This is a genomic window from Porphyromonas sp. C0026D3 (assembly GCF_056590775.1).
This window is the reverse complement of the sequence record NZ_JBWPWU010000005.1, coordinates 73,118-100,038: the sequence shown is the minus strand read 5'-3', so window position 1 is coordinate 100,038 and position 26,921 is coordinate 73,118. Positions and strand designations below refer to the sequence as shown.

The window sequence follows — 26,921 nt, the reverse complement described above, 5'->3', positions numbered from 1 at the left end:
CCAAAGTATTGATTTACTTTGTTCTTATCGTGGTTGTTTCTCCGATCCAACCTCCTACCGTAAAAGAGTCACCTGCATTCAGGTCGGGGTGCATGAAGACATCTTCCTTGGATGGATAGTGCTGGCTATATTGCCCTATCAGACGGTTCGCTTCAGCAGTGATAGAAGAGTCCATAGCTTTCGCTTGTGTTGCCTTATCAACAACCAAACAGTACACTATGCGTTGACGAATCGGATCATCAGGATAAATATTTCGAGCGCTGGACGCATACATTGATGCAATGAGAAGCATTGGCGCGCCAAATCCCTTTTTGTTACTCATTGCCGAATTGGCATACGTACGTGCTTGTGCAAACTGTCCACGATCATAACACATCACCGCCAACATGTAGTACACTTCGCCTTTCTCATTGCTGTCATCACTCATTGAGACAGCTTCTTTGAAAAACTTCTCTGCACGATCATACTGTTTGTCACGATAGGCCTTGGTAGCAATACCTAGTGCAGCCTTGGCACTTGGCTCAATGTTGTACAAGTGTTCCGATGCCGCAAAATAGATTGGACTCTCGGTACAGCGGACACTCTGAAGTAGAGCTACTATTGTGGACAAAAACTCCTTGTCGCCTTTTTTCTCCTCTATCTGAGGGGCATAAATACGCTCCATTGTCTTGCAATCTGCAGCACCACTTGCAGCAAAAGCCGACTCTCCGGATTCCTTGAACTGCTCGTAATACTCAACCTTGGATTCATCTCCCTCAGCCTTTGCCAAGGCTATCTCATCTGCATAATAACCATCAACCATGAAATGATCCTTCACATACTGCTCTTTGTGGGATGGATCATGCGACATCTTTACTAGCGACGAATACAGATAATAATATAGTGCCAAGGGATCCGTTTTGGCTTTTTTCTCCGCAACAATAGGCTTTAGCTGATCATATATCATACCATAGTCTACTGCATCTCCGAAGTAGTTGATATAATCCGCTATTTTACTTCCCATGACATAGTCCACCCCATACTCCGGATCATTTCCAAAATACTTCAAGCGGGTATCATACATTTGCATCAGTTCTTTTTTGAACTGCTCCTTCTTCTCAGGGGTTTCTGCGTTTTCAATGTTCTTCTTCAGAATATCAGCACCAATTATATAAGTGTCCTTTGAGGCGGCGGGGCAGTTGTCAAAGACCTTTTTCCAAAAAGTGTAGGCATCAGCGTAGCTACCACTTTTGGCATAAGTCTTGTAGAACGTAATATTTCTCACGCAGTCAATGCTGTCTTTTCCGACACCATATGGCGTGTTACTTTGCACCCCTGTCTGAGCATAAGAGACTATCCCCACTACAGAGGCAGCAACAGAAAGTAAAAGCTTCTTTTTCATATCGTCTTGTTTAATTTATTACTTAACGTCAGAAGTCTGTGCAATCCGTCCTTACATTATGGATTCAGTCTTTTGACGTGTGGTTCTATATTTTGTTTAGTAAATTCTCAACTCTCTGAACCAAGTCTCATTAAAGGTAATTCCTAGGGTTAACTTGATTACGTCCAATGTGATGCCAGTTCTTTTTTTCTCGCCAAAGGTTCGATCATAGTTTAGTGAAAGGTTGAGCACAGAGGGGCGCTCTGTCCCAAAAAAGTTCACCGGCAACCCCATCCCCAAGGAAGCACCGATCGTATGAGTTTGTCCAACAGGAGAGAACTTCAGGTACGATCCTGAGTAAGACATACCCAACCTATACTTTATCACCTCGCTATACTTGCGAGAAAAAACATTCGGCAAATACTCAAAGCCAAGGCCTGCACTGTACGAGTCTTCAAAAGTCACCCCGTCGTTGCCAAATACGCTTGGTACCCTTCCCCATCCTGAGTAAGCGACATCCAGACCAAGCACATACTTATTGGGCCTAGTCCACGAAAAACCGACCGCCACTTCGTTTGGCAATCGAGTATTCATACGCTCCACTTTTGTCTCAATCTTAGGCCGCAAAGGGTCTCCTGCATTTTCATTACTTTGCACGGTGATGGTTGGCCTCAATGGCATTGTTGGACTATATGTAGCCCCGACAATCAAGAAATCCTTTGTTTCAGTATCCAATGGTTGCAAATACTGCATGCCCAAGTCAACCCCAAAATCTCTTAAACGAATCACATTCGTCATAATAGATTGAGACATATTGGTCGAATTGGGTGTCGTAGCGACCGTATGCGACAAGTGCCCAAAGAGGTAATTCACATTGGCCCCAATATAAAATCGATCAAAGACTCTTCCTGCCAATCCTAAGTATGCTTTTTGGATCGCACCCTTACCGGTGAATGTCTGGGTCAGAACAGCCTTATCCTCTTTTCCAATGGATGAAGTGGATACAAGGCCATAGCCGGAAAACGAAAAAGGCTTGACTCCAAAACTTAGTCCCAAAAGATTCCGATAAACCGGGAATTGTATTGCCACATATTCCAGCCCTCCTAGAAAGGCATTTCTGGAATGTTGGACATCTTGGAAACGCCCCATATTTACCGAAACACCAACATCCATAAGAAAAGAGAGCGAGTCAGTACCTGCATATGCGGCAGGATTCTTGAGGTTAATAACTTGAGAGTCATTCAGCCCGACTCCTACTCCCCCCATACCCTGCCATGCGACAGCTACCGGTCCCTTTAGGGTCCCATAAGCCATACGAGACAATGGATTGGATTGCACATCCTGAGCCTCCAGAGTCGTTATGGCAATGGATGATAGCAGAAGCAAAACAGTAAAAAACTGCATCCTATAGCCCAATCGATTTTTCTCAGTGTGGTGTGTATGCATTTCGTAGTGCCAGTATCTCATTGTCTTAGTTCTTAAACCTTCAAACGTCAACAGGTAAAAACACCCTATTTCGGACGCCATGCAAATATATCTTTTTTCCCCATACAACAAGTAAAGGTAGGCAAACCCATCAAGCCTCTCCCTGATGTCATTGCCACGCATTTGCATGCGTAAAGATACTAAACTTTCCCTTCACTCATAGAGTTTAGGCCAGCCATATTGGAGATAAGCATTCAAAATAACATTAGTGCAATCACGTATACCAAGGCCTAGGAAAACTTCTTTCGATATAGTTCATCCTTTAGAGCGCTGGATGACAACCATGTTTGCCCTGCGCCACACACTTTCGGGCACACTTCACAACACATTGACCAACAAGAGTATACGACCATTTCAAGTTTAGACGGATAGTGGAAAAATATTTCACGGATAGAAACGTTCGGTTTCACGGATAGAAGCAATCTGTTTCACGGATAGAAGAATTATAAAAGTAAGGAGTAAGAAAAAAACGGAATCGGACATGTGGCTTAATACCACAATACAATATGAGCAGATATCTAAACAGTCCGTGACCCGTCTACACTATTGGGAAGAAAACCGAATACACCGGAGGCATGAGACACTCAATCAGAGAAATAAATCCGACAATTAGGGTAAGAAAAGAAAATTCATTAACTTTGCGGTCCCAGCTAGAGCTTACTAGCTAAACAAGAATAACAGATCAAGTAAGGCGACAATGCTACGGAGGTGGCAAGCTTTATATTGAGAACCTATAAGTTTTGAATAAAATGACTAAAGCAGAACTGGTAAACGAGATTTACAAACGCACCGGAATTGAAAAAACACTTGTACTCCAGACCGTTGAGACGTGCATGGATGTCATAAAAGATACTATGGCATCACATGAAAATGTATATCTACGAGGGTTTGGAAGCTTTGTCGTAAAGCAAAGGGCACCAAAGACCGCACGGAACATTACGGAAAATGTGACCATACAGATTCCTGCCAGAAAGGTACCTACATTCAAGCCATCAAAGACCTTTACTGAAGCTGTAGATAAATAACAACCATCTGTCGTCAGACTCCTTATTTGTTATAGGTGCTCTCCCTCAGAAGACTAACTAATTATAAATACTAACATATAATCGAGTAAATATGCCAAGCGGAAAGAAAAGAAAGAGACATAAGATGTCTACGCACAAGCGGAAGAAAAGACTTCGTAAGAATCGTCACAAGAAAAAGAAGTAACCACCGCTCACTAATGATTATGTAAATGAGCGGTTTGGTGGCACACACACCTATAGATTTAGCCTATAGGTATGATGTTACAAAAGCATTGATTGTCGCTCATTTCACTGAAAATAGCCTTGGTTGATTTAGGACTCTGCTTATGGGGAGTCGTAATACGACCGGGGCTACTATTCTTTAACAACCCTTTATTTTAAGTACAACTCGCGTGAAAAGTGAACTGATCATAGACGTTCGTCCCAAGGAAGTATCTATAGCAGTCCTTGAGGATCGGCGCCTAGTGGAGCTACAGAGAGAGAAGCGAAACATATCTTTCTCTGTTGGGGACATCTACCTAGGCACCGTTAAGAAAGTCATGCCGGGACTCAACGCTGCATTTGTAGATATTGGTCATACCAAAGAGGCATTTCTCCACTATCGAGACTTGGGCAGCAGTTTCCTCACGGCACAATCATTCTTGGCGTCGCAAAGAAAATATGGGAAGAACTTTTCTCCAGAGCGGGTTAAACTAGAAAAACCGATTGACCGTGATGGGTCTATCGCAGATCGACTCAAACAAGGCGATGAGGTTATTGTCCAAATAACAAAAGAGGCCATTTCCACAAAGGGGCCACGATTGTCATCCGAACTATCATTTGCCGGTCGTTATTTGGTTCTTATACCCTATTCCGACAAGGTTTCTGTATCACAGAAAATCCGCAACAACGAGGAGCGCAACAGGCTAAAGCAACTAATACTCAGCATAAAGCCTCAAAATGTTTCCGTTATTGTCAGGACCTCGGCAGAAGGAGTGAAGGTTGCAGAGCTAGACCACGAATTACGAACCCTGGTCAAGAGGTGGCAGAAAGCTATTGATAACCTCAATAACATTCCCTCTCCATCAAATGCAGGTAAGCGTGGAGGCAACAAAAAGCTAGCCGATGAAAAAAGGCTAATCCATGAAGAATCTAGCCGAACTCTAAGTATCCTCAGAGACACCTACAACTCTGGCTTCAAAGACATATGGATCAACGACAAAGAGCTGGTTTCCGAAGTAACAGAGTACATTGAGTTGATTGACCCCGGCAAGGGAAATATCGTCAAATTTTACGATGACTCACAAAAGCCGATATTTGATCACTTTAATATTTCAAAGCAGATCAAGCACCTTTTTGGCACATCGGTAACCTACAAGCAGGGTGCATACCTCATCATTGAGCAAACCGAGGCCATGCATGTCATCGACGTAAACAGTGGAAACAGAGCCAGAGGATCAAAGCAACAAGAAGACACAGCCATAGACGTCAACCTCTCCGCTGCCGAAGAGATCGCACGCCAACTCAGGCTAAGAGACCTTGGTGGCATAATCGTGATCGACTTTATTGACATGAATTTGGCGGCCAACAGGCAGAAACTCTTTGAGTACATGAATGAGTGCATGAAGAATGATCGTGCCAAGCACACCATTCTTCCACTTACGAAGTTTGGTCTCATGCAGATTACCCGCCAGCGCGTGCGACAAGCGATGCGCATCGAAACAGAGGAGACCTGCCCCACTTGTCTCGGAACAGGCAAGGTACAGCCTTCCATTTTCTTTGTGGATACGCTAGAGCAACACATCAAGACGCTTACCGAGCAAAATATTCGTAAGTTTAAGCTACACGTCCATCCATATGTCGCTGCCTATATTTGTGCTCGAAAAGGAGGCATCCTTGGTATCGCCGGTCGTTCTATTCTCACAAACTGGAAGAGCGCATATACGAAGGGTATATCGGTCCAAGCTGACCAATCACTCGGACTACTTGACTTTGAGTTTTACGACAACGACAACAACGAATTGTCCCATATACTTGAAGATGCGACTGACAGCAGAGAAAAAGAAGAAGAGCTTGATGATTTGGACCAATAACTTTCTAGTTTAACTCATCTCACTTGTGGAGATGACGACAACCCTATGAAGAGCTTGAGGTGCTATGCGCCTCAAGCTCCTTTTTGTCACCATGAGTTGTGAGCATCATGATGTAGAGTATTGGCAAACTGAATTCAAGGAAATAGGTACCTTTGTGGTACGTACCTTGCGAAAGTAAGAGACAAAATTACGCAAATAACTATACCACTAAATATTTTTATGAGTAAAGGCTTGAAAAGAGTGCTTCAGATTCTTTGGGCCACATTCGGTCTTGGAGTACTTGCAACACTAGCTGTTTTTCTGCTGATTTCGACAGGTGTAATTGGCTATATGCCACCTATTGAAGACCTCCAGAACCCTATTGACAAATATGCATCGCAATTAATCTCCGAGGACAACGTAACTCTCGGAACTTTTGCGAGAGCCAATAATAATCGGCTATATGTAACCTACGACCAGCTTTCCCCAAAACTTGTCCAAGCATTGATTGCAACAGAGGACAAGCGATTTATTGATCACTCAGGCATTGACGTCCGTGGTGTCTATAGAGCATTGTTCAAAACGGTTGTTTTGGGAGATAAAAGCTCTGGAGGAGGAAGTACTATTACTCAACAACTAGCGAAACAACTCTATTCTCCAAAAGCGAATAGCATATGGGAACGAGCCTTACAAAAGCCGATAGAATGGGTTATTGCCACTAAGCTGGAGCGTTTTTATACGAAAGAAGAGATCATCACTCTTTATCTCAACCAATTTGACTTTCTCTACCAAGCTGTTGGAATAGAATCTGCGGCTCTTACCTACTTTAGTAGTACTCCAAAAGAATTGAAGACAGAGGATGCTGCGCTGCTCGTTGGCATGGCCAAAAACCCCTCTCTGTACAACCCCAAGCGATTTCCTGAGCGATCACGTGATCGTCGCAACGTCGTTCTGGACCTGATGGCCGACCAACACTACCTTACTAGGTCAGAAGCGGATAGTCTCAAGAGTCTGCCAGTAACACTAAAATTCAATAGGCAAAGCCATAGAGACGGATTAGCACCATACTTCCGAGAGTATATCAGGACTATTATGATGGCAGAAAAGCCTCGGAAGTCAGACTACAGAGGTTGGCAGATCGAGGACTACAAGCGTGATTTGTATGAGTGGGAAAACAATCCGCTCTACGGATGGTGTCATAAAAACAAAAAAAACAACGGGGAATTCTACGACATTTACACAGACGGTCTCAAAATCTATACGACTATCAACGCTCGCATGCAAGCTCATGCAGAGGACGCAATGGCAGAACACTTGGGCGGATATCTGCAACCTGCTTTTGACCGGGAAAAGAAGGGTCGCAAGTATGCACCGTTTTCAAGTAAAATCACATTGGAAGAACGTAGTGAGCTAATAGAACGATCTATCAAGCTTAGTGACCGGTACCGTACGATGCGAGAATCCGGAGCATCAGAGCTGGAAATTGCCAAAAGTTTTGACACTCCAGTAGAGATGACTGTCTTCACCTATGGGAAAAATGGAGAGAAGTTGCAAAAGGACACACTGATGACACCAAAAGACTCTATCCTGTACCACAAATCCTTCCTGCGTTCGGGATTTATGGCCATGGATGTGCAAACTGGAGAAGTCCGAGCATATGTGGGCGGTGTAGACTACAAAACGTTTCAGTACGACATGGTGACCCAAGGTCGTCGACAAGTCGGTTCTGTCATGAAGCCCTATTTATATGCCATGGCAATGAACGAAGGGTTCACACCTTGTGACCAAGTCATGCATGTACAGCCACATATACGGACCGAGTCCGGAAGCATTTGGACCCCCCGTAATGCGGGAGCAAAACGTGTGGGAGAGATGGTAACCATTGAGTGGGGGTTACAAAACTCCAGTAACTGGGTGACGGCATGGCTGATGAGTCAGATGTCGCCATATGCATTTGTAGATCTTCTCCATAGCTTCGGGATTACTGGTGAAATGGATCCTGTAATGTCCATATGCCTAGGAACTCATGACATCTCTGTCAAAGAAATGGTTTCCGGATTTTCTACATTTGCAACAGCCGGTATTCGTGCAGAGCCAATCTATGTAACCCATATTGAAGATCAGTATGGAAATGTGGTTGCCGAGTTTACTGGCAGACATATAGAAGTATTACCTGCAGAGGCGAGCTACAAGACTTTGCACATGCTTCGGAGTGTACTCAATGGAGGTACTGGTAGCCGAATGCGATTCCGGTACAATATAACCACAGATATGGGAGGAAAAACTGGAACCACCCAAAATCAATCTGATGGATGGTTTATGTGCTTCACCCCCAGACTATCAACAGGATGCTGGGTCGGAGGTGAAGATCGATCAATCCATTTTGACGGGATGGCCATGGGACAAGGAGCAAACACTGCCTTACCCATAGTGGCTAAATTTTTCCAAAAAGTATACAACGACAAAGAGCTCGAAAAACGTGCCAATTCACTTGGGATAGGCAAAGATCTAAAGTTCGGAATACCTCCTGAATATCAAGACCCCTGCAAGCAATCCGCTGGAGAACACAATGACCATCTTCCCGTACAACAAGGAATTGATGACCTATTTAATTAGTTTATACCCTAACCTCTGCTTTTTGGGATACACCACACTTGGTAGAACTTAAGTCAGAGCAAAGAAAGGGTAAGCTAATTTGTCCTACGTCGGATAAAATTTTCATCACCATGTCTACAGTAACATTGGCAATGAATAAAATTGAGGAGGATAGTATTGGTGAACTAAAACTAAGACAGGTATATGACAATATATCAGAGGACAATGCAAAATAATTAACTCGAAATCAATTGGCTAGCTCGTCATGAGCATTTGTCTCCCGCCATCATTCGCTACTCTCCTCAAAATCGTGTATCTTTGGTATAGAAGGAATATACAATAGCGACCTATTATATCTGCCACGGAACATGGGAAAATCCTCATCAATTCAAGAATACATAGATAAGCATAAAGAAGACTTTCTAGAAGAGCTTTTTAAGCTCATTCGGATACCGTCTGTCAGTTCACAGCCAGAACATGCCGCTGATATGCAGCACTGTGCAGAGTTATGGGCTGATCTATTGTTGAAAAGCGGAATGTCCTACTCCAGGATAATTCCGACAGCCGGCAACCCTGTTGTTTTTGCGGAGAAGATTTATTCACTTGATGCACCGACTGTCCTCGTATATGGGCACTATGATGTGATGCCGGAAGATCCTGTGGACAAGTGGATTTCTCCTGCATTTGAACCAGAAGTCAGGAATGGACTCATATATGCTCGTGGTGCAGATGATGACAAAGGTCAGTCCATGGCTCAAGTCAAAGGGTTTGAAGTGGCTGATAAGCTTGGTCTTTTGAGGTGCAATGTCAAGGTTATATTAGAAGGAGAGGAAGAGATAGGCTCACCTAGTTTGGAAGCGTTTTGCCAAGAGCATCGAGATCTTTTGTCATGCGATGTTATATTGGTTAGTGACACCGCAATGGTTGCAAAAGACATCCCTTCTATCACCGTTGGATTAAGAGGTATTTGCTATTGGGAAATTAAGGTGCAAGGACCAAATCGAGATTTACACTCGGGTAAGTACGGTGGTGCCATTGCCAATCCACTCAATGTTCTCTGCTCGCTGATCAGCCAACTGACTGATTCCAAGGGAAAGATTACTATTCCTGAATTTTACGATGATATCATAGAGCTATCCGACAGAGAGAGAGAAATGATAAGCAAGGTGCCTTTTGATGAAGAAGGTTTCAAAGCAGACCTTGGCATTTCCGAAACATCTGGAGAACTCGACTATACAGTCACTGAACGACTGACTTGTCGCCCCACCCTAGATCTATGCGGTATTTTTGGGGGATACACCGGTGATGGAGCAAAAACCATCTTGCCATCGGAGGCCACCGCCAAGGTATCATGCAGACTAGTCACCAATCAGGACCACGTAAAAATAGAGCAAGATTTGGCAAAGTACATAAAAGATCTAGCGCCAAAAGGAGTGAAAGTAACGGTCCAAGCTCTACATGGTGGTAAGCCCTATTTGTGTCCTGTGACCCATCCAGCATATCAGGTGGCAGAAGAGGCCTACGCCGCCACATATGGAGTAAAGCCTATAGCTATGCGTAGTGGTGGAAGTATCCCAATCATCAGCACCTTTGAGAAAGTGCTGGGGGTGAAAAGTATCCTTATGGGCTTTGGCCTCAATAGTGATGACATACACTCCCCGAACGAAAACTTTCCTCTAGACAATTTTTATAACGGCATTAGGACTGTTGCTGAGTTTTATGTGAGATATGGACATGGTGAACAATCAAAATAAAATCTTCATCAAAGACGTACGACTTCCAGATGACAGGATCGGAAGTATACTTATAGAGGGTAATACAATTACACACGTTGGGAAGGTGCCAAAGAAGTCAACAGAGGGTGCCTTGACTCTGGATGGAACAGACAAAGCTGCTATACCAGGACTGGCAAATACCCATACTCATGCTGCCATGACCTACTTCAGAGGGTATGGTGATGATCTAGACTTGATGGATTGGCTGAACAATATGATTTGGCCTGTGGAGGCTCATCTCACCCCTGAAGACGTATACTGGGGGGCAAAAATGGCCTGCGTGGAGATGATCAAAACAGGGACAACTGCTTTTCTGGATATGTACACCTATCCAGAAGCGACCGCTCAAGCCGTAGAGGAAAGTGGTATGCGTGCAGTGCTCTCGTACACTATGTTTGACCGAGGAAATGAACAAAGAGCTAAAATAGATCGGGACAACTTAAGCCACTACTACGAACTATTTCAAGGCTTTTCGGATCGAGTGCAATTTTCGGTAGGGCCACATGCCATATACACTGTGTCTGGAAAACAGCTGCAGTATGCACATCAGTTTGCCGCTGAACACGATCTTTTGGTTCACCTCCACCTAAGTGAGACATACACGGAGTGGAAAGACGCTTGCCGTCTATATGGCACCACTCCTGTTCGATATCTGAATAAACTTGGAATTTTATCACCAAGATTGGTGTTGGCTCACTCACTATGGATGGATAGTGAAGAGTTACAAATGCTTGCAGACAACGGCTGTAGCACTGTCCACAACCCAGCCTCCAACATGAAACTTGCGAGTGGGTTCAGGTTTAGGTACAACGAAATGCGCCAACGAGGGATCAAGGTAGGGATTGGTACAGATGGATGCTCTAGCTCCAATACATTAGATATGACCACAGCCATGAGGTTAGCCTCACTCCTTGCAAAAGCTTGGGAAGGAGATCCGAAAGTAGCATCAGCCCAGCAGATTTTTGACAGTGCCACAAAAAGTGGATACGAAATCTTGAGAATTAATGGTGGTGAAATAGCTGTAGGAAAAGTGGCAGACTTATGCCTAGTAGATTTGTCGGTACCCGAAATGACCCCGACTCACAACCTAACATCCAACATGGTCTATTCGGCCAGTGGTAGCTTTGTGAATACAACCATTGTTGATGGCACGATACTGATGCACGATCGAGTGGTGGAGAATGAGCAGGAGATAAGGAGTCAGTTCATGAAACATTGTCACAATCTTTTTGAAAGAAGTAAAAAATAAACCTATCATAAAAACAAGGAATCAAGACACCATGATGAAATATAGTGAATACAAGGAGGCGGCAGACTACCTACGCCAATATGTTCCGCAAGGGACAAAGTGTGCTATTACCCTTGGCAGTGGACTAGGAGCTCTGGCAGACAGGATTGAGGCAAAACAGATAATTCCCTATGGAGACATTCCCAACTTCCCTATTTCCACAGCCATCGGGCACAAGGGAAATATGATAATCGGCACCCTAGATGGTTCACCTGTCATCGCCATGCAAGGTCGTTTTCACTACTACGAGGGCTACGGGATGGATAAAGTGACCTTTCATGTCCGTGCCTTTAAGCTACTCGGTATTGAAACACTATTCGTATCCAATGCTGCTGGCGGTCTTGATCGCAAGTTTAGAGTCGGCGATCTAATGATTATCAATGATCATATCAACCTTTTGCCCAATCCTCTGATCGGTCCAAATGTTGATGAATTTGGAGTTCGCTTTCCGGATATGACTCGTCCATATGATGGGAAATTGATAGAAACCGCAAAAAAAATAGCGGCTAGTAAGGGAATAGCCCTACAAGAAGGAGTATACATTGGATGGACTGGTCCCTCATACGAGACACCAGCAGAATGCCGATTTTTGGAAACAATCGGGGGAAATGCCATCGGGATGAGTACGGTACCAGAAGTAATTGTGGCTAGGCATGCAGGAATAAGAGTCTTTGGAATGTCCGTTATTACCAACGAATGCTTTACGACAGCCGAAGGATATGAAAACGATGGAGACGATGTAATCAAGCAAGCCAATGCGGCATCGGAGCGTATGAGTAGCTTGTTTTCCGAACTCATCAAAACATTGTATTGAACGAACCAATCGTTTTGAAATAAGCCATTTGTTATTCTCTTAGTTTTCATTATTTTTGCACGCCGTGTAGTTTTGAGTAGCATACCCAAACGGGGCATATCAATATTTTACACAACCCAAAATAAGCGATTGAGATATGTACTGGACACTTGAATTAGCCTCCAAGCTGGATGACGCACCATGGCCAGCCACCAAGGACGAACTTATTGACTATGCACAAAGAACTTGTGCTCCTATGGAAGTTATTGAAAACCTACAGGAAATAGAGGATGAGGGCGAGACCTATGACTCCATAGAAGAGATATGGCCTGACTACCCAAGCAAAGAAGATTTTTTCTTTAACGAAGAGGAGTACTAAAACTCTGATTAGCTAGCAAACACAAATGCGCAACTTCACCTTCCAAAACCCTACCCGACTAATATTTGGTAAAGGAAGTCTCTCAGAGCTTCGTAGACAAATACCTAATGGAGCTCGGATTCTCCTCACGTTTGGTGGGGGCAGTGTCATCCGTAACGGGATACTGCAACAGGTGAAAGATTGTCTAGGCGGATTAGTTATTTTTGAATTTGGAGGAATAGAATCCAACCCTGATTGCTCAACCATTGACCGAGCGATTGCCTATGGGCGAGAGTGTGGTTGCACATTCTTAATTGCAGTGGGTGGAGGATCAGTGCTTGATGCGACCAAACTGATAGCAGCGGGGATCAAGACTCCTAGTTTGTCTGGATGGGAGATCGTAAAACAGAAACGATACACGGACATACTCCCATATGGAACGGTGCTGACCGTTCCCGCCACCGGATCTGAGATGAATAGAGGAGCGGTAATATCCAATAGAGCGAAAAAAGAAAAATTCTCATTTTACAGCGAATTCCCTCGTTTTTCCATATTGGATCCAACTTTTACTTACACTCTATCCGATCATCAGGTTGCCTGTGGTATTGCTGATACTTTCGTGCATATTCTTGAGCAGTACCTTACCTACCCTGGACAAAGCGGTGTCATGGATCGCCTATCCGAAGGCTTGCTCATGAATATCTTAGACTTTGCTCCTTTAAGGCTCAAGTCACCTGAGGACTATGACGTAGCTTGTGAGTATATGCTTTCGGCTACTGTTGGGCTAAATGGTTTTTTGTCAATGGGGGTTGATCAAGATTGGTCCACACATGCTATAGGTCATGAGCTGACCGCACTTACCGAAACTACCCATGGAGCTTCCTTAGCCATGATCCTTCCAGCACTCATTCAGGTGATGAGACCTGAAAAAGAGAGGAAGGTACTGCAACTCGGATCTCGCGTTTTTGGACTAATTACTCCGAAATTTGAAGAGGTTGTCAATTGCATCAAAGATTTCTTTCACAGTTTGGGGCTATTCGCATCAATAAAAGAGGCCAAAATCAGTCCTATCATCATTGAAGAAATTGAGCAACGTTTTTATGATAGAGGTTATGCCTTAGGAGAAAACGGGATTGTTACTCCTGAAAAGATCAGTAGGGTACTTCGGATATCTTCAGGATTATGACCTATAAAAATCTCTATATATTCTTGTCCGTTGTGGGACTGTGTATTCTCCTCTTAGGACGCTGTACACCACCTACTAACATAGGAGGCTTGACAGCGAACATTACAGAACACGTAGCCTCACAGGATGGAGACACTCTGAAGGTCATTATCACATCTAATGAGGACTGGAAGGCCACGACAAACGACAGTTGGTTGCAACCAAATATGGATCAGGGTATAGCCAATGGTCGAGTGAAACTGACAATAAAAGTGCAACCCAACCTGACCAATAAAGACAGAGTCGGGACGGTAAGTATTGCGACCTCATCTAGCTCAATCTCTATTAAAGTGACTCAACTACATGGAGATGTTGATGCCGAAAGGTATCAGTATAATATTCCGGTAATCTTTCATGTCTTATACAACAAAGAGTATGAGAAAGAATTGGTTGCAGACAACAAGCCAGCGGAGGGGCTGGAGTACTTTCCCCTCAATAGTAGCACGCTCCAGGAAATCATAGAGGAAGTGAACAAGATCTATGAGGGGATGCCTAAGGAACCACAAGATTGGGGATTTTTCAGGCATGCAGCATATGGTCACCGCCCCTTCCTTAACCTCAATGTGAAATTTAGCTTGGCCACAAAGGACCCAAGCGGGAAAACCCTTAATCCAATTGGTATAGTTAGGCACGAAATCAATGAACGTGAGGTAGATCCCATACTTGTCATGAATGACAAAAAGGGAGGAGTATACCATACCATGAGCTATCCGGTGACCGACTATGTCAATGTCTTTATTTTCCCATTTGCGACAAAGGGTGACAGCAATTACGTCACATTGGGGATAGCCCATCTTCCATACGGAACTACAAACAATCAGATTGCAGGGCTCAAGAACTTTGATAAAAGGGTAAGTAAGTTTGATAGTTACAATCATTGTGCCGTCATCAATGCCAAGGTATTTGAACCGCTGATGCAACGTCGCCTGCCCTTGCAATCAAGAGCTCCCATACAGACGATTGCGCATGAGCTAGGACACATCGTCGGACTATTCCATATTTTTTCAGAAAAGAAAGATGATAGTGGGGTACTAACAAACAATGAGCAAAACACCTGTGAAGACACGGACTACTGTAGTGATACTCCTAGCTACAATCGTTACAAGTACGAAGAAAACAACAAGATCATCATCCGAAGTGGTATAGGGGCACTCAACCGAGAACAAATATCGGGGTTGCTCAATCGTTTTACTTGTGCTCAGCAAAACATACTCTCAACAAATGTCATGGACTATGACTGGACTTACGGTGATCGCTTTGAGCTCCAACAAAAAGAACGTGTGCGCCAGGTGCTATACTACAGCATGTGTATCCCCGGGCTAAAACTAGCCGATCCTCCCCACGCTACAAGGTCGGATATGGAGCCGACTCCTGTTGTGTCCACTTGTCGTTCTACAATCTTAAAATGAAAACTCATAGACGATCACAATTCATCAAGTACCTGGCATCACGCGAATACGCACTCCTTTTGCTTATTATTGGGGCTGTCAACTTGATTCCCTTGGTATTTGTTACTGACGTTGAGCCAAAGTATGCAATAACGAATAGTATCAGCCCCTTGCTGGATGGCTGTAAAGCTTTTCTAGCCAGGTTGAACGACGGCATACTTACTTCGTCTTTGGCACTATTGCCATCCCTTGTTGCATACTTTCTTATTATCTTGAGAAGTTTTGCGTTCTTTAGGCAAAAGACCTCTATAGAGCGTGCTTTGCTTGGAGTATTTGTGATGCTTACTTTTGCAGGATTGCACAGCCATAGTCTATTTTTCGAAGGGAGTATTTTCCCTGTTGCATTTCTATTGTTATCACTTTATAGCATGTATTCTTGGATTGAAAAGGGTCACAACTCACTTCCTCCAATAACATCGGTGCTATGGGGATGTATGGCCACCTTATCTCACAGTCCGTGGATACTTTTGATTCCTATCTCCACTATTATACTATATATGTGGATACGAGGACAGCGTACATTGTTTATCCTCAGATCTACATTGTGCTATGCTGTGGCTACACTTTTGATAACAGCAATATGGTATTATTGGCAACTAGGGTCGTTATGCAACTATTACCTATTGCCTCAATGGACTTTATTTGGAAACCTACAATCAATTCTAATAGGACTGTTACCCTGGTGTGTTTTAGTTCTTTTTATTCCGTGGAAGCAAGCCCGTACTGCCAACCAAGAATTGCGAAAAACGCCCTACCACATTTTTGGAGCGGTAACGGCAGTAGTTTCACTGATGTTTGGCATCAACTCATCTGAAGAGTTCCAATTTTTAGCCCTTGTGGCGTATCCTTTTTTAGGGATGCTAGCGGCAGAGCTTCTTTTCTATTTGGCAAAAAGTAATCGCCCTCAATTGGTGTATTTTACTTGGCTACTAAATATCCTCGCTGCTTGCATTTGTTTAGGATTACTGCTAGCATTCATGGGGTTCGCAACATGCAGTGACCTTATTGGAGAGCAAGCAAAAACGCTAACCGTCATTCTGAATCAATATAATGGCATTACGGTTACGATGATGCTTTTGATATTTCTTGCTATGCTCACCACTGTTTATCAGTTGTATCGAAAAAGCTATAGCAAGCTGGCATACGCCAATATATTTTTAGTCTATATATGCCTGCTATGCATGGATTTGACCGTCACGTTGTATAGCTGTCTACCTACCAAGCCTCTAATAGACTTTTTTTCATTTCTGTAAAGTATGAAAAATTGGTGGAGTATTATACTACTCTCTTTCATGTTCTTTGGATGTGAAAGCACCCCACCAACCATAGGTACCCTAGTAGTCAATAGCGACCTCCCCTATACTGCGACTGGGACATTAAAGATTGGGCTAACCCTCAATCCCACCTCGGAGGGGCGTGACGTTTTGACTAAAAACATGATTGTCAATGGCTCATTTGATCTGGCCCCGACTCTCACAAATGGGAAATACGATCACACGGCAAAAACCGTCACAACGCCTAATGGGTATACGACTTTTTATCCTCTTCCTGATTATGTATATCCTTGGGTTTTATGTGGAGGAAAGGGTTTTATAAGGGTCGATACGAAATCTAATAAAACCAATAACCATTACTATACCATCACTATTGCTCAAAAAGACAGCATATCCTTTGCAACGCTGGAAAACAAGACTTATTTCAAAGTCAAAAAAGGTCAATCATTTAGATTCAAAGCCCATTTGCAAAGTGACAATTGCTCCCTTCGAGCTTGTCTTGTATCCCTATCCCCAACCCGTGTCATCAGCAATCTAACCAATATCACTCCATATAGCGACTGGAACGATTACCAGACCACTCTTACAGCACTAGAGGATCAAGACAGTGTTTGCCTCAGGATTCAGGCAATTCCATCAATGATAAGTATGGGGAATAGCTCTCATATCGAACCTAGTATTGATATTGATGACGTCTGGCTAGAACCAGAGAAGCGAATCTCATTGGACAAACTGCTAAAGCCTCTTTCTCCCTATTTCCTTAGATTTCCGGATGGTGCTACTGCGAATGGATTTTACCCTGGTACATACCCTCTTCACTTTCAAGGGAGTCACCCAGACTCCGTTCCTATATGGACCATACACGGGGCGGAATACACCGGAAGTTTTTCCGCTAGGGACTTCATCAATTTATCAAGAGCAATTTGTGCCCAACCCATCTTGGTTGAAAACATTGGGTTCACAGATCCCTCTGCAGCTCAGAGGATAGAGGATATAGCACTCGTAACTAAGCGAGCAGAGTACTTCAAGCACATTTTCCAAGTCGCTCAATACGACTCTCTCCTTCTACAACTCGGCTATAATATGCCTGCGGTAGAGTATCAAAAGCGCTTTACGGCAATTGAGAAATCTTTTATAGAAGACACGCTTCGTACAAACTTTATTTCAGGAACATGGTTGACCAATGATAAACAGCCGTATAGTGATTACATCTGTGACTTTGCTCTTCCTGTGCTCCTCAGTCCCGATTTTTCATCCCTTCTGCCCCCTGATGCGCTCCAATTATTTTCGCAATCACAGCCATTTATGCTAGGTGAAGTTCACTTTGCCTCTTCATTGACACTAGACCATTATATTCCTCCACTAACACTTCGGACAGCATTTCTTATCCAAGCAGAAAATTATGCTCATCTTATTAGGGGAATTGCTCTCTATCCCCTAATTTCTCCGAACATGGAAGATATGCCTATTCTCTTGCTGGAGGGTGGAGACTACCGTCCAACACCGCTGTACGACTACCTCTATCACTATGGAGAATATAGCGGAGAGATCCTAAGGAGAATTGAGAAAGACTCCAACGATGATAATGGTCTATATACCTCGCTTACCTCCAACAGTGACAACTCAATCTTTTTTTTAAAGCTCACAAATACAACTCGTCATCCCCTCCCTTATACCATACAGATGAAAGGTAAGGACTTTCGGCCAACAAAGTATAAGGCATTGCGGTTCAGACCAGAAAGTCCGACGACAGTTGGTGATCCTCGTCTAATGAACCAGTTTCTAACTGTTGAAGAAAAAGGGAAAGTAAAAAAGAAGCGACTCTTTCTTTCGATCCAACCATTTGAATCTGTTCTACTAAAAATGTACTCCGGTGAATAACTACGACAGATGCACAAATAACCGAAAGTGCTGCCGTCAGAAAAAAGAAGCAATGATGCCGTCAGATAGATCTATCCCGGACTGTGTCAACCGAAACTGTTCGTTTTGGACAACCTCTACATATTTTTCCTCTACCAACCTTCTCAGAATACCCAGGGTATGTGAATAGTATTCGGTGCCAAAACGCTCATTGATCTCCACAACATCAATACCATCAGAGGTTCGAAGGCGTGTCAGTATATATTCTTCGTACGCCAATCTCGGCGTGATCTTCTCATACGAACGCTCCAAAAAATGCGCCCCGGAGAGCAGTTGGCTACAATAAAGATTCAAGTCCGAGGGGTTCCATGACCTCCAAGGGTGCACATAGCTATGAGCCGAAGGGCCAAACCCCAAATATGGCACCCCTGCCCAGTAGCTTGAATTATGCAACGAGCGATATCCAAGCAAAGCAAAGTTGCTGATCTCATAGTGCTCATAGCCATGGCGTGTCAACATCTCGTGGACAAGATGACTCATCTCCAAGCTTAGCTCTTCATCGACTTCCTGCACTTTTCCTTCAAGCAAGTCTTTCCACAAAGGCGTTCCTTCTTCATAAATAAGATGGTAGGCCGATATATGTTCCGGCCTCAATGAGAGAGCCACCGACAAGTCATGAGCTAGTGTATCTATAGATGTTCCGGGAATGCCATACATTAGGTCTAGCGAAATGTTTTTGACACCGGCCTTTCTAAATGAAGTAAACATTTCCCTTGTCTCATCAGCGTCGTGACGGCGGGACAAAAATGAGAGGACGCCTGGGTCAAAAGACTGGGCACCAATGCTCACGCGATTTACTCCGGCTTGTATTATGTTCTGGATACTCAGATCACTCAAGTCTCCGGGATTACACTCCATAGTCACCTCGGCTTTTGGATCTACATGAAATACAGCTCTTATTTCTTGAAGAATCAAAGCGATCTGAGCACTACTGAGCAAGGATGGAGTACCTCCTCCTAGATAAATAGTTTGGACCGAGTGACCATTGAGCTCATATGCTCTTTGTCTGATCTCTACGAGAAGTGCATTAGTAAACCCATCACGTTGACGAGCATTAGTAACAGAGTAAAAATCACAGTACCTGCACTTTGTCTGGCAAAAGGGAATATGGATGTAGACTCCTGCCACAAGCAATCAAAAACCTCTTTATTTAGCGATTTCGTCTAATTCTACAAGCTTATTGATAATGGCGTAAATCGTTAGTCCAGATGGACTATGGATATTGAGCTTGCGGGCAATATTTCTCCTGTGCGTAATGACTGTATGGGTGGACAAAAAAAGCTCTTCCGCAATTTCTTTGTTGGTATGCCCCTTTACTACAGCAATGACCACTTCGCGTTCACGTGGGGTCAGCACTTGCTCATCATCTTGGTTGAGATCCACGGCAAGTGCATCTGCTATTAGCTCCTCTATCTCAGTCGGATTATCTCCAATCTCTATTTTTGCGTCAAAGTTTTTTTGATACTGCTTTTCCAATACCGTGATGCAGTAGGAGACAAACTTAGTATTCACAAGCCCTGTTTTCTCCTTGATTAGTGGGATCATTAGGTCACTGATAATGATAGGAGATACCAGGACAAGCTCCGGACGACGCTCTTTCAAGATATCCTGGATATTGTAAGGGTCGGTCACACGTGTTATGTGGCACTTGATATTGGTCTTTTTTTTGAGAAGATGCTCCATCTGTTGATTCAGATCATCAGTAGGGAGCGCAAGTAGAATTTCGTATTCCATAATGAAACCACGTCAGTGATTTTATTTTGACTTCCTGGCAGACTCTTCGATCTCCTTGATACAGGGTATGAAGATCAAGTCTTCAATGGCATTGTGTATATACAGTTCATCGCCACAAGTATATAGCTCATGCAGTGCGTTGTTCATTCGGAGAGGGTCGCCTCCGGTATAGTACTTGATGAGAATATTCTTTAGCTCAAGCATTTTAAGTTCTACCTGGTCATGCTTTTGTTCAAATATCTGTATAGCATAGGATGGTGAAGCCTCTCCCTTTAGTAGATTTTCCACATAGGGAAATACAACATTGTTTTCATACGACATATGTTGGTTCACTTCCTCTGCATACTCATCAAAATAACGCTTGATGACAAACTCTACATCCTGTGAAGTCGTACTGAGTACATCTAGGATGCGTGTGCGAATCTGTGGCAAGCGGTACTCTAAAAAGTAGGAGTGGCTCCTTTTTAAGAACTTTATGAGTAGCGGAATATCCAATTTTTGCGGAACTCCACCCGTGGCGTGATGATTGGCAAGATCTCCCCATAGGAGAAAATGAACCAAGTAGATGAATGTATCAACATCAATGTTGTATTCTTGACAGACTTCCTTGATCGTCTTTTCCCCCATGCCTAACTTGATATCAAAGTTGAAAATAAGAAGAAAAATACAATAGTGATCACATAGTAAGTCTGCCATCTTTGACGATGGAGTATAGTGGCGTTTAGCTTTGCCACAAACGGGGGAGGTTCTGTATTGTGTTGTCATAAAAGGATTGCTTATGTTCTAACCATACCGAGGCCTGTTAACTCCTCTAGTCTTGTCGAATATCAAATATAGTCAATTTCGCCAACATCTGACAAGCAGTCACCATCTAGCCAGTGAGGCACTTTTTGGCTGGTTCACATTTTGAGTTGCTGAGACGGGATAGAAAGGATCTAAATCTTTGATCCGTCTATGCGAACGCTTCTATCCGTGAAAAGTTTTGCTTCTATCCGTGAAACCGATCGCTTCTATCCGTGACACTTGAGGTCCTCTACAAGCGTCTGATTTTCAATGCCTCCAAAAGGCACTTTTTCACCCCTGAAATCGAATGTTTTCCAATCGTTAGTGGGACAAAAGTAGATTAAACAAACTCCACCCTAAGGGAGGCTAACCCCCTTAGGGTGGATATAAGGCATTACTCTTGTGTTATGAGTAAAAACGCAATCCCCATGGCCAAGAGTAATGTTCTCTACATATTGTACTCCAATACTTGATCCGCTTGCAATGATCGAGGAATATCAATGATTCTTTGATTTGAACTTCCACGAAAAGGTAAATCGGGATCATAAAGTCTTTGTACAAATGGGCCATCAACAAGTACATCTATGTACGTCAACAAGTCTTTGGCACTCGGCAATCGCAAGAGGTCTTCATATAAAAAACCGGTATAGCACCAGATTGTCTTTTGGGACTGCGTTTTGACTTTGCGTGCCAACTCTGCAAATCCCTGTGCTTGGTAAAAGGGGTCACCACCTGAGAATGTGACATCAGCGTAGCGTTGATCCAAAATAACCTGCAACAACTGATCGACAGTATATAGCCTACCGCCCGAGAAACTCCATGATTGAGGGTTGTGGCATTCCGAACAGTGGTGTGCGCATCCGGCACAGTATATAGACGTCCGAAAACCCGGGCCATCAACCGTTGTGTCCAAAAGAATGTCGAGTACCCGGATCTCTGAAGTGCTATTCATGAATCACACGATCATTTAGCTCTGCCAACTTGGCGCTATTCCATCGATCCGTTGTGCCTACCAAATACCCTGTTATCCGTTGCAGACGATCTACATTTTCACTACCACACTTAGGACAAACTTTTTCGCTTTTCTTGGCATCCTCATGGCCACAATCCAAGCATCTGTTTCGCGTGTGATTGACTGACGCATACCCCATATTTAGGTCATCCATCATATCTACAACTTTTTGTATCGCCTGAGGGTTGTGAGCTGCGTCACCATCAACCTCAACATAAAAAATATGACCGGCTCTCGTCAGCTCATGATAGGGAGCTTCAATCTCTGCCTTGTGCTGGGCACTGCATTTGTAGTAAACCGGAACATGATTGGAATTGGTGTAGTAGTCGCGGTCTGTCACTCCCTCAATAACGCCATAATCTCTCTTATCGCGCTTCGTGAACCTTCCTGCCAAGCCTTCCGCAGGAGTAGCCAATATTCCAAAGTTGTGCTGATATTTTTCGGAGAACTCATTGGCTCTATCACGCATGTGCCTAATAATTCTCAGCCCCAAATTTTGGGCCTTTTCGTTTTCTCCATGGTGGTAGCCGATCAGGGCTTTTAGTGCTTCTGCGAGCCCAATAAAGCCAATCCCCAAAGTTCCCTGATTGATAACCTTCTCGATGGTTTTCTCTCCCTCCAGTTGGTCGTGATTTACCCAAAGCGATGACATCAACAAGGGGAATTGTTTTGGTGCCGCCATCTTTTGAAAATCAAATCGATCATTGAGCTGAGAAGCGGTAACATCAAGGAGGTTGTCCAATTTATGAAAAAACAAAGCCAGTCGTTCTTGCTCCTCTGAGACATTACGACACTCTAGCGCCAATCGCACAAGATTAAGGGTTGAAAACGACAAGTTTCCACGTCCAATAGCTGTCTTTTCACCAAATCTATTTTCGAAGACCCGCGTCCTACACCCCATGGTTGCAACCTCATAGTAGTAGCGATGGGGGTCATCAGCTCGCCAAAGCTCGTGTTGATTGAATGTGGCGTCAAGATTCAAAAAGTTAGGGAAGAATCTCCGCGCACTCACCTTACATGCCTGCAAGTATAGGTCATAGTTGCGATCACTAGGCAAATAGTTCACCCCTCTCTTTTTCTTCCATATTTGTATGGGGAAGATAGCTGTCTGTCCGCCACCAACGCCCTCTTCTGTGCTATTGAGCAACTCGCGAATGATACAACGACCCTCCGCAGAGGTGTCTGTTCCATAGTTGACAGAGCTAAACACCACTTGATTACCGCCTCGTGAGTGAATGGTATTCATGTTGTGTATAAATGCTTCCATAGACTGGTGAACCCGTGTCACGGTTTCGTTGATAGCATGTTGCAATAACCGCTCTTCTCCATCTAGCGTGCCAAGATCCTTGATGACAAAGTCATCGACCTGGATATCATATAGGTGAGATAGATCTTGATTGGTTAGTCGCTCAAGTATTTTTAGCTCTTCAACAAAACTACTCCTGACGAAAGGTGCCAAATAAAAGTCAAATGCAGGAATTGCTTGTCCACCATGCATTTCATTTTGCGCTGTTTCAAGAGAAATACAAGCGAGCACCGAAGCCGTCTCAATTCTTTTTGCCGGACGTGATTCTGCATGACCTGCATGCAGACCATTTTTAAGTATTTGATCAAGGGGGTGCTGTACGCATGTCAGGCTACGTGTGGGATAGTAGTCTTTATCGTGAATATGAAGAAGGTTGTCTCGCACAGCGTACTTAGAAGATGGAGAAAGCAGATAATCATCCACAAAGGGCTTGGTCGTCTCGCTCGCGAACTTCATCATCATACCCGCAGGGGTATCTGCATTCATGTTGGCATTTTCTCGCGTTATATCATTGGACTTCGCCTCTATTATCTCCAAAAATATATCCTTCGTCTTTGCCTTTCTTGCGACATTTCGCTGATCGCGGTAGGCAATATACTTTTTTGCCACATCCCTGCGGTCGCTTTTCATGAGTTCTTCCTCGACAAGATCTTGAACCTCCTCCACTGTCATCTCTGTCTTACCTACACCACAGATATACTTAGCAATAGAGCATGCCAATTGCTCGTCTTCTCCTAGGTCAGTGTGTACCATCGCTTTTTTGATAGCCGCACATATCTTCTCTCCGTCAAAGTCTACGACTCTTCCGTCACGCTTTACAACAGTCCTTATCATGGTCGTGTGATTGTTTGTGTGATCTACTTAGTTATTTTCATTGCTTTTATCTGACGCAAATCTAGCCAGAAAAAGTCAAACGGTAAAACATTTTGGGGAACTTTTTCTCTAGGATTCAGAAAAAAGTTCCCCAAAATGAATAACAAACACCTATCCTCGGCAGAATTCAAGGATATATCTCATAGAAACTAATGACTAATGACTAATTAATGGATATTACGATCATTTAGCTCACGCTGATACAATGCAGCGTTTTTCAGATGCTCATTATAGGACTCAGCAAAGGTATGGTAGCCGCTAAAGTCATGCTTGGCACACATATATAAATACCGATGGCTGGTCGCATTGAGAACACCGTCTATAGCCTCTTGGGTTGGCACCCGTATAGGCCCTGGAGGCAACCCCTTTATCCGGTAAGTATTGTATGGGCTATCCACACTCAAGTGTGTTTTCAGTAGACGTCTAATACTGAAATCCTGCAAAGCGTACTTGACTGTCGGATCAGCCTGAAGAGGCATGCCACGCTCTAGCCGGTTTAGATACAACCCTGCTATCATTGGGTATTCGTCAACTTTGTTGCTTTCTTCCTGAACAATCGAAGCCAACACAACTACCTGTCGAGGTGTTAGGTTTAACGACTGCGCTTGCTTTTGCCGATGTGCACTCCAAAATCGACTATATTCGTTGACCAATTGAGCGACTAGATCGTTCGGAGAAATGGACCAACAAACCTCATAAGTTTTTGGAAGGATGTGGTAGAGTGCAGTGCTGTCGCTAATACCCAGCTTTTGAAGCATAGTGGTATCTGTCATAGCACGGGCAATGGAGAGACTATCAGACATCACCTGTCGCGATACATTTTTCCACATAGATCCTGACTGCCTCACGGAGCCTATTGTTAGAGCCACTGGTGATTGTAACCCATAGAATAGTAAGTTGTACACCTGCCTAGTAGTACTGTTTCGTCCAATTAGATAGGCACCCACCTTGGGTGAGGTTGCGGATCTAGTCAGCGAGTACAAATACAAGTCAAATGAGTGCGACGCATTCATCGACACAGAGATTGTGTCTGTCACAGACTTCCATGTAGAGCCAGGATATACATATACCCACACCCCACCCTTACCATCAACATTATAGTTGGGCAAACGAAATAATCGGTTATAGGCATACAGAAAGATCAAAGAGAGAAGTGCAATCCCTCCGGCAATTGGGAGCACAGACAGTTTTTCTCTCTTTTTCATAGAAAACGCAGGACAATAGGTCTAGGGTGCGCTAAATATTTAGCAACTCAACGATCTCATTGAGCTCTTTGGCTAGCCTTGCATCCGTTGCCTTCAGTGAGTCGACACTCTTATGCCCATAGATCACAGTAGAGTGATCCCTATTTCCCAACTCTCGACCTATTGCCTTGAGTGATGCGTCGGAGTACTCTTTTGCCAAATACATGGTCACCTGCCTAGCTGTCGTGACCACTCTCGTGCGCTTCCTGCCGACAATATCATCTTTAGAAAGGTTATAGTACTCTCCAACCACCTTCAATATCTCGCTGATCGTAAGTACATTTTCTTCAATACCAACCGTTTGAGCCATCACTTGTTTAGCAAGCTCTAGATTCAAAGGATGGTCACTAAATAGAGAATGCGCCAGTAGAGAGGTTAGCGTTCCTTCAAGATCACGCACATTGTCCTTGGCATGCTTAACGATGAAATTAAAAACATCATCAGACAACTCAACACCCGCCTCGTCCACCTTATTCCTTAGAATAATCTTCCGAAGCTGTACGTCAGGCCTTCCAATTTCCACAGTAAGTCCCCACTTCAGTCGTGTATACAGCCTCTCTTCCAGTCCTTTGAGTTCTGCCGGAGATCGGTCGCTCGTAATAACGATCTGCTTTCCTAGCAACTTAAGGTTGTTGAATATCTGAAAGAATGCATTTTGCGTTGCAACCGCATCACTTAGCTCCTGAATATCGTCAATCAGCAGGACATCTATATTTTGATAATAGTCAAAAAAATTGTCCGTATTTTTATCCACAATGGTAGCTGTGACAAACTGACGCTTGAACGTCTGGGCCGGTACGTAGACAATTTTTTTATCTGGCATTCTGGTAACGATCTCGTTACCAATGGCATGCATGATATGTGTTTTTCCAACCCCGGATGCACCGTGCACAAACAAAGGATTGAAAGCATTCTTTCCTGGACTCTCAATAATGCCTATTGCAGCAGAATAGGCAAGACGGTTGCAGATACTTTCGTGGAATGCATCCAACGATAGACGGCTATCCAGGTGCGTCAAAAAGGGGGCCTTTTTCTCTACTTTTCCCTCGGAAGAGGCCATATCAACCCTTTCTCCATCCGTTGGTTCAAGAACTTGACGATTATCAGGTATCTGATACTGAAGTTGCACACTACGACCAAATGCCACCATCAGCCCCTTAGACAGCACTTCTAGATAGTTCTGTTCAATACGCATATAGCACTCGGTTGAAGGTACGCGTATAGTTAGGACATTATTTTCCCAATTAATAGGTCTGATCGGCTCGAACCACTGCTTGTAGTCGTCCGTCGTAGCAGGAAGTTTTTGTTGCACTACTTCCAAAAATCTATCCCATTGGGTCTTGAGCGCAGCGGTCATTTTGCGAGTGATACC

The 26,921-nt window shown here is 43.8% G+C and carries 20 protein-coding genes; 11 read left to right on the top strand and 9 right to left on the bottom strand.

All coding sequences use genetic code 11. From position 1 onward, the window contains the following. Positions 1 to 13: 13 nt before the first annotated feature. Both AC1EK1_RS05295 and bamG read right to left on the bottom strand, forming a co-directional pair. On the bottom strand, positions 14 to 1,381 hold the full coding sequence (locus AC1EK1_RS05295; RefSeq protein WP_480305986.1) for a tetratricopeptide repeat protein: 1,368 nt from the start codon (positions 1,379 to 1,381) through the stop codon (positions 14 to 16). 96 nt (positions 1,382 to 1,477) lie between these two features. After that, positions 1,478 to 2,827 (bottom strand): BamG family beta-barrel-assembly machinery protein, encoded by a 1,350-nt coding sequence (bamG, locus tag AC1EK1_RS05290; RefSeq protein ID WP_480305984.1) that lies wholly within the window; start codon positions 2,825 to 2,827, stop codon positions 1,478 to 1,480. A gap of 767 nt (positions 2,828 to 3,594) precedes the next feature. Here bamG and AC1EK1_RS05285 point away from each other — a divergent pair. From AC1EK1_RS05285 to AC1EK1_RS05235, 11 genes are all read left to right on the top strand, one after another. Then, positions 3,595 to 3,870: an HU family DNA-binding protein gene (locus tag AC1EK1_RS05285; RefSeq protein WP_480305983.1), complete on the top strand. Its 276-nt coding sequence runs from the start codon at positions 3,595 to 3,597 to the stop codon at positions 3,868 to 3,870. A gap of 392 nt (positions 3,871 to 4,262) precedes the next feature. Next, on the top strand, positions 4,263 to 5,942 hold the full coding sequence (locus AC1EK1_RS05280; protein ID WP_480305982.1) for an Rne/Rng family ribonuclease: 1,680 nt from the start codon (positions 4,263 to 4,265) through the stop codon (positions 5,940 to 5,942). 219 nt (positions 5,943 to 6,161) lie between these two features. Next, complete coding sequence (locus tag AC1EK1_RS05275) at positions 6,162 to 8,537, top strand: transglycosylase domain-containing protein (RefSeq protein WP_480305981.1); 2,376 nt, start codon at positions 6,162 to 6,164, stop codon at positions 8,535 to 8,537. 347 nt (positions 8,538 to 8,884) lie between these two features. Beyond that, the gene (locus AC1EK1_RS05270; protein WP_480305980.1) at positions 8,885 to 10,270 is read left to right on the top strand and encodes a dipeptidase; all 1,386 of its coding nucleotides are present in this window, start codon (positions 8,885 to 8,887) and stop codon (positions 10,268 to 10,270) included. Then, a complete protein-coding gene (locus AC1EK1_RS05265; RefSeq protein WP_480307264.1) occupies positions 10,251 to 11,540 on the top strand; it encodes an amidohydrolase in 1,290 nt (429 codons plus the stop codon). Before AC1EK1_RS05270 ends, AC1EK1_RS05265 begins: the two co-directional genes overlap by 20 nt. A gap of 34 nt (positions 11,541 to 11,574) precedes the next feature. Beyond that, positions 11,575 to 12,393: a purine nucleoside phosphorylase I, inosine and guanosine-specific gene (locus AC1EK1_RS05260; RefSeq protein ID WP_480306096.1), complete on the top strand. Its 819-nt coding sequence runs from the start codon at positions 11,575 to 11,577 to the stop codon at positions 12,391 to 12,393. 136 nt (positions 12,394 to 12,529) lie between these two features. Further along, the gene (locus tag AC1EK1_RS05255; RefSeq protein WP_072518308.1) at positions 12,530 to 12,751 is read left to right on the top strand and encodes a DUF2795 domain-containing protein; all 222 of its coding nucleotides are present in this window, start codon (positions 12,530 to 12,532) and stop codon (positions 12,749 to 12,751) included. Positions 12,752 to 12,776: 25 nt separating this feature from the next. Continuing rightward, positions 12,777 to 13,916, top strand: a complete 1,140-nt coding sequence (locus tag AC1EK1_RS05250) for an iron-containing alcohol dehydrogenase (protein WP_480305977.1) — start codon at positions 12,777 to 12,779, stop codon at positions 13,914 to 13,916. An 89-nt stretch (positions 13,917 to 14,005) separates the two neighbouring features. After that, positions 14,006 to 15,364 (top strand): zinc-dependent metalloproteinase lipoprotein, encoded by a 1,359-nt coding sequence (locus AC1EK1_RS05245; protein WP_480305976.1) that lies wholly within the window; start codon positions 14,006 to 14,008, stop codon positions 15,362 to 15,364. Beyond that, on the top strand, positions 15,361 to 16,656 hold the full coding sequence (locus tag AC1EK1_RS05240; RefSeq protein WP_480305974.1) for a hypothetical protein: 1,296 nt from the start codon (positions 15,361 to 15,363) through the stop codon (positions 16,654 to 16,656). The genes AC1EK1_RS05245 and AC1EK1_RS05240 overlap by 4 nt, the downstream gene beginning before the upstream one ends. 183 nt (positions 16,657 to 16,839) lie before the next feature. After that, a complete protein-coding gene (locus AC1EK1_RS05235; RefSeq protein ID WP_480305973.1) occupies positions 16,840 to 18,558 on the top strand; it encodes a hypothetical protein in 1,719 nt (572 codons plus the stop codon). A 36-nt stretch (positions 18,559 to 18,594) separates the two neighbouring features. On the opposite strand, the gene hemW is transcribed toward AC1EK1_RS05235, so the two are convergent. From hemW to dnaA, 7 genes are all read right to left on the bottom strand, one after another. Continuing rightward, positions 18,595 to 19,725, bottom strand: a complete 1,131-nt coding sequence (gene hemW, locus AC1EK1_RS05230; protein WP_480305972.1) for a radical SAM family heme chaperone HemW — start codon at positions 19,723 to 19,725, stop codon at positions 18,595 to 18,597. Between the two features lie 18 nt (positions 19,726 to 19,743). Next, the gene (locus tag AC1EK1_RS05225; protein WP_480305971.1) at positions 19,744 to 20,331 is read right to left on the bottom strand and encodes a response regulator transcription factor; all 588 of its coding nucleotides are present in this window, start codon (positions 20,329 to 20,331) and stop codon (positions 19,744 to 19,746) included. A 21-nt stretch (positions 20,332 to 20,352) separates the two neighbouring features. Then, positions 20,353 to 20,958, bottom strand: coding sequence for a hemerythrin domain-containing protein (locus tag AC1EK1_RS05220; RefSeq protein WP_480305970.1), 606 nt, complete (start codon positions 20,956 to 20,958; stop codon positions 20,353 to 20,355). Positions 20,959 to 21,562: 604 nt separating this feature from the next. Next, entirely contained in the window at positions 21,563 to 22,066 is a 504-nt protein-coding gene (gene nrdG / locus AC1EK1_RS05215; protein WP_480305969.1) for an anaerobic ribonucleoside-triphosphate reductase activating protein, read from the bottom strand. Next, positions 22,059 to 24,266 carry an anaerobic ribonucleoside triphosphate reductase gene (locus tag AC1EK1_RS05210; RefSeq protein WP_480305968.1) on the bottom strand — a complete coding sequence of 736 codons (2,208 nt, stop codon included), beginning with the start codon at positions 24,264 to 24,266 and terminating at the stop codon, positions 22,059 to 22,061. Before AC1EK1_RS05210 ends, nrdG begins: the two co-directional genes overlap by 8 nt. 206 nt (positions 24,267 to 24,472) lie before the next feature. Then, on the bottom strand, positions 24,473 to 25,510 hold the full coding sequence (mltG, locus tag AC1EK1_RS05205) for an endolytic transglycosylase MltG (RefSeq protein ID WP_480305967.1): 1,038 nt from the start codon (positions 25,508 to 25,510) through the stop codon (positions 24,473 to 24,475). A gap of 31 nt (positions 25,511 to 25,541) precedes the next feature. Next, positions 25,542 to 26,906, bottom strand: coding sequence for a chromosomal replication initiator protein DnaA (gene dnaA / locus AC1EK1_RS05200; protein WP_480305966.1), 1,365 nt, complete (start codon positions 26,904 to 26,906; stop codon positions 25,542 to 25,544). Between the last annotated feature and the right edge of the window lie 15 nt (positions 26,907 to 26,921).

What these genes read in the sequence shown, in the direction of transcription:
- AC1EK1_RS05240 (WP_480305974.1), top strand. Translation starts at nt 15,361, where the DNA reads ATGAAAACTCATAGACGATCACAATTCATCAAGTACCTGGCATCACGC.
- nrdG (WP_480305969.1), bottom strand. Translation starts at nt 22,066, where the DNA reads ATGAATAGCACTTCAGAGATCCGGGTACTCGACATTCTTTTGGACACA.
- AC1EK1_RS05285 (WP_480305983.1), top strand. Translation starts at nt 3,595, where the DNA reads ATGACTAAAGCAGAACTGGTAAACGAGATTTACAAACGCACCGGAATT.
- bamG (WP_480305984.1), bottom strand. Translation starts at nt 2,827, where the DNA reads ATGAGATACTGGCACTACGAAATGCATACACACCACACTGAGAAAAAT.
- mltG (WP_480305967.1), bottom strand. Translation starts at nt 25,510, where the DNA reads ATGAAAAAGAGAGAAAAACTGTCTGTGCTCCCAATTGCCGGAGGGATT.
- dnaA (WP_480305966.1), bottom strand. Translation starts at nt 26,906, where the DNA reads ATGACCGCTGCGCTCAAGACCCAATGGGATAGATTTTTGGAAGTAGTG.
- AC1EK1_RS05295 (WP_480305986.1), bottom strand. Translation starts at nt 1,381, where the DNA reads ATGAAAAAGAAGCTTTTACTTTCTGTTGCTGCCTCTGTAGTGGGGATA.
- AC1EK1_RS05260 (WP_480306096.1), top strand. Translation starts at nt 11,575, where the DNA reads ATGAAATATAGTGAATACAAGGAGGCGGCAGACTACCTACGCCAATAT.
- AC1EK1_RS05275 (WP_480305981.1), top strand. Translation starts at nt 6,162, where the DNA reads ATGAGTAAAGGCTTGAAAAGAGTGCTTCAGATTCTTTGGGCCACATTC.
- AC1EK1_RS05225 (WP_480305971.1), bottom strand. Translation starts at nt 20,331, where the DNA reads ATGGAATACGAAATTCTACTTGCGCTCCCTACTGATGATCTGAATCAA.
- AC1EK1_RS05255 (WP_072518308.1), top strand. Translation starts at nt 12,530, where the DNA reads ATGTACTGGACACTTGAATTAGCCTCCAAGCTGGATGACGCACCATGG.
- AC1EK1_RS05265 (WP_480307264.1), top strand. Translation starts at nt 10,251, where the DNA reads ATGGTGAACAATCAAAATAAAATCTTCATCAAAGACGTACGACTTCCA.
- AC1EK1_RS05210 (WP_480305968.1), bottom strand. Translation starts at nt 24,266, where the DNA reads ATGATAAGGACTGTTGTAAAGCGTGACGGAAGAGTCGTAGACTTTGAC.
- AC1EK1_RS05220 (WP_480305970.1), bottom strand. Translation starts at nt 20,958, where the DNA reads ATGGGGGAAAAGACGATCAAGGAAGTCTGTCAAGAATACAACATTGAT.
- AC1EK1_RS05250 (WP_480305977.1), top strand. Translation starts at nt 12,777, where the DNA reads ATGCGCAACTTCACCTTCCAAAACCCTACCCGACTAATATTTGGTAAA.
- AC1EK1_RS05270 (WP_480305980.1), top strand. Translation starts at nt 8,885, where the DNA reads ATGGGAAAATCCTCATCAATTCAAGAATACATAGATAAGCATAAAGAA.
- AC1EK1_RS05235 (WP_480305973.1), top strand. Translation starts at nt 16,840, where the DNA reads ATGATTGTCAATGGCTCATTTGATCTGGCCCCGACTCTCACAAATGGG.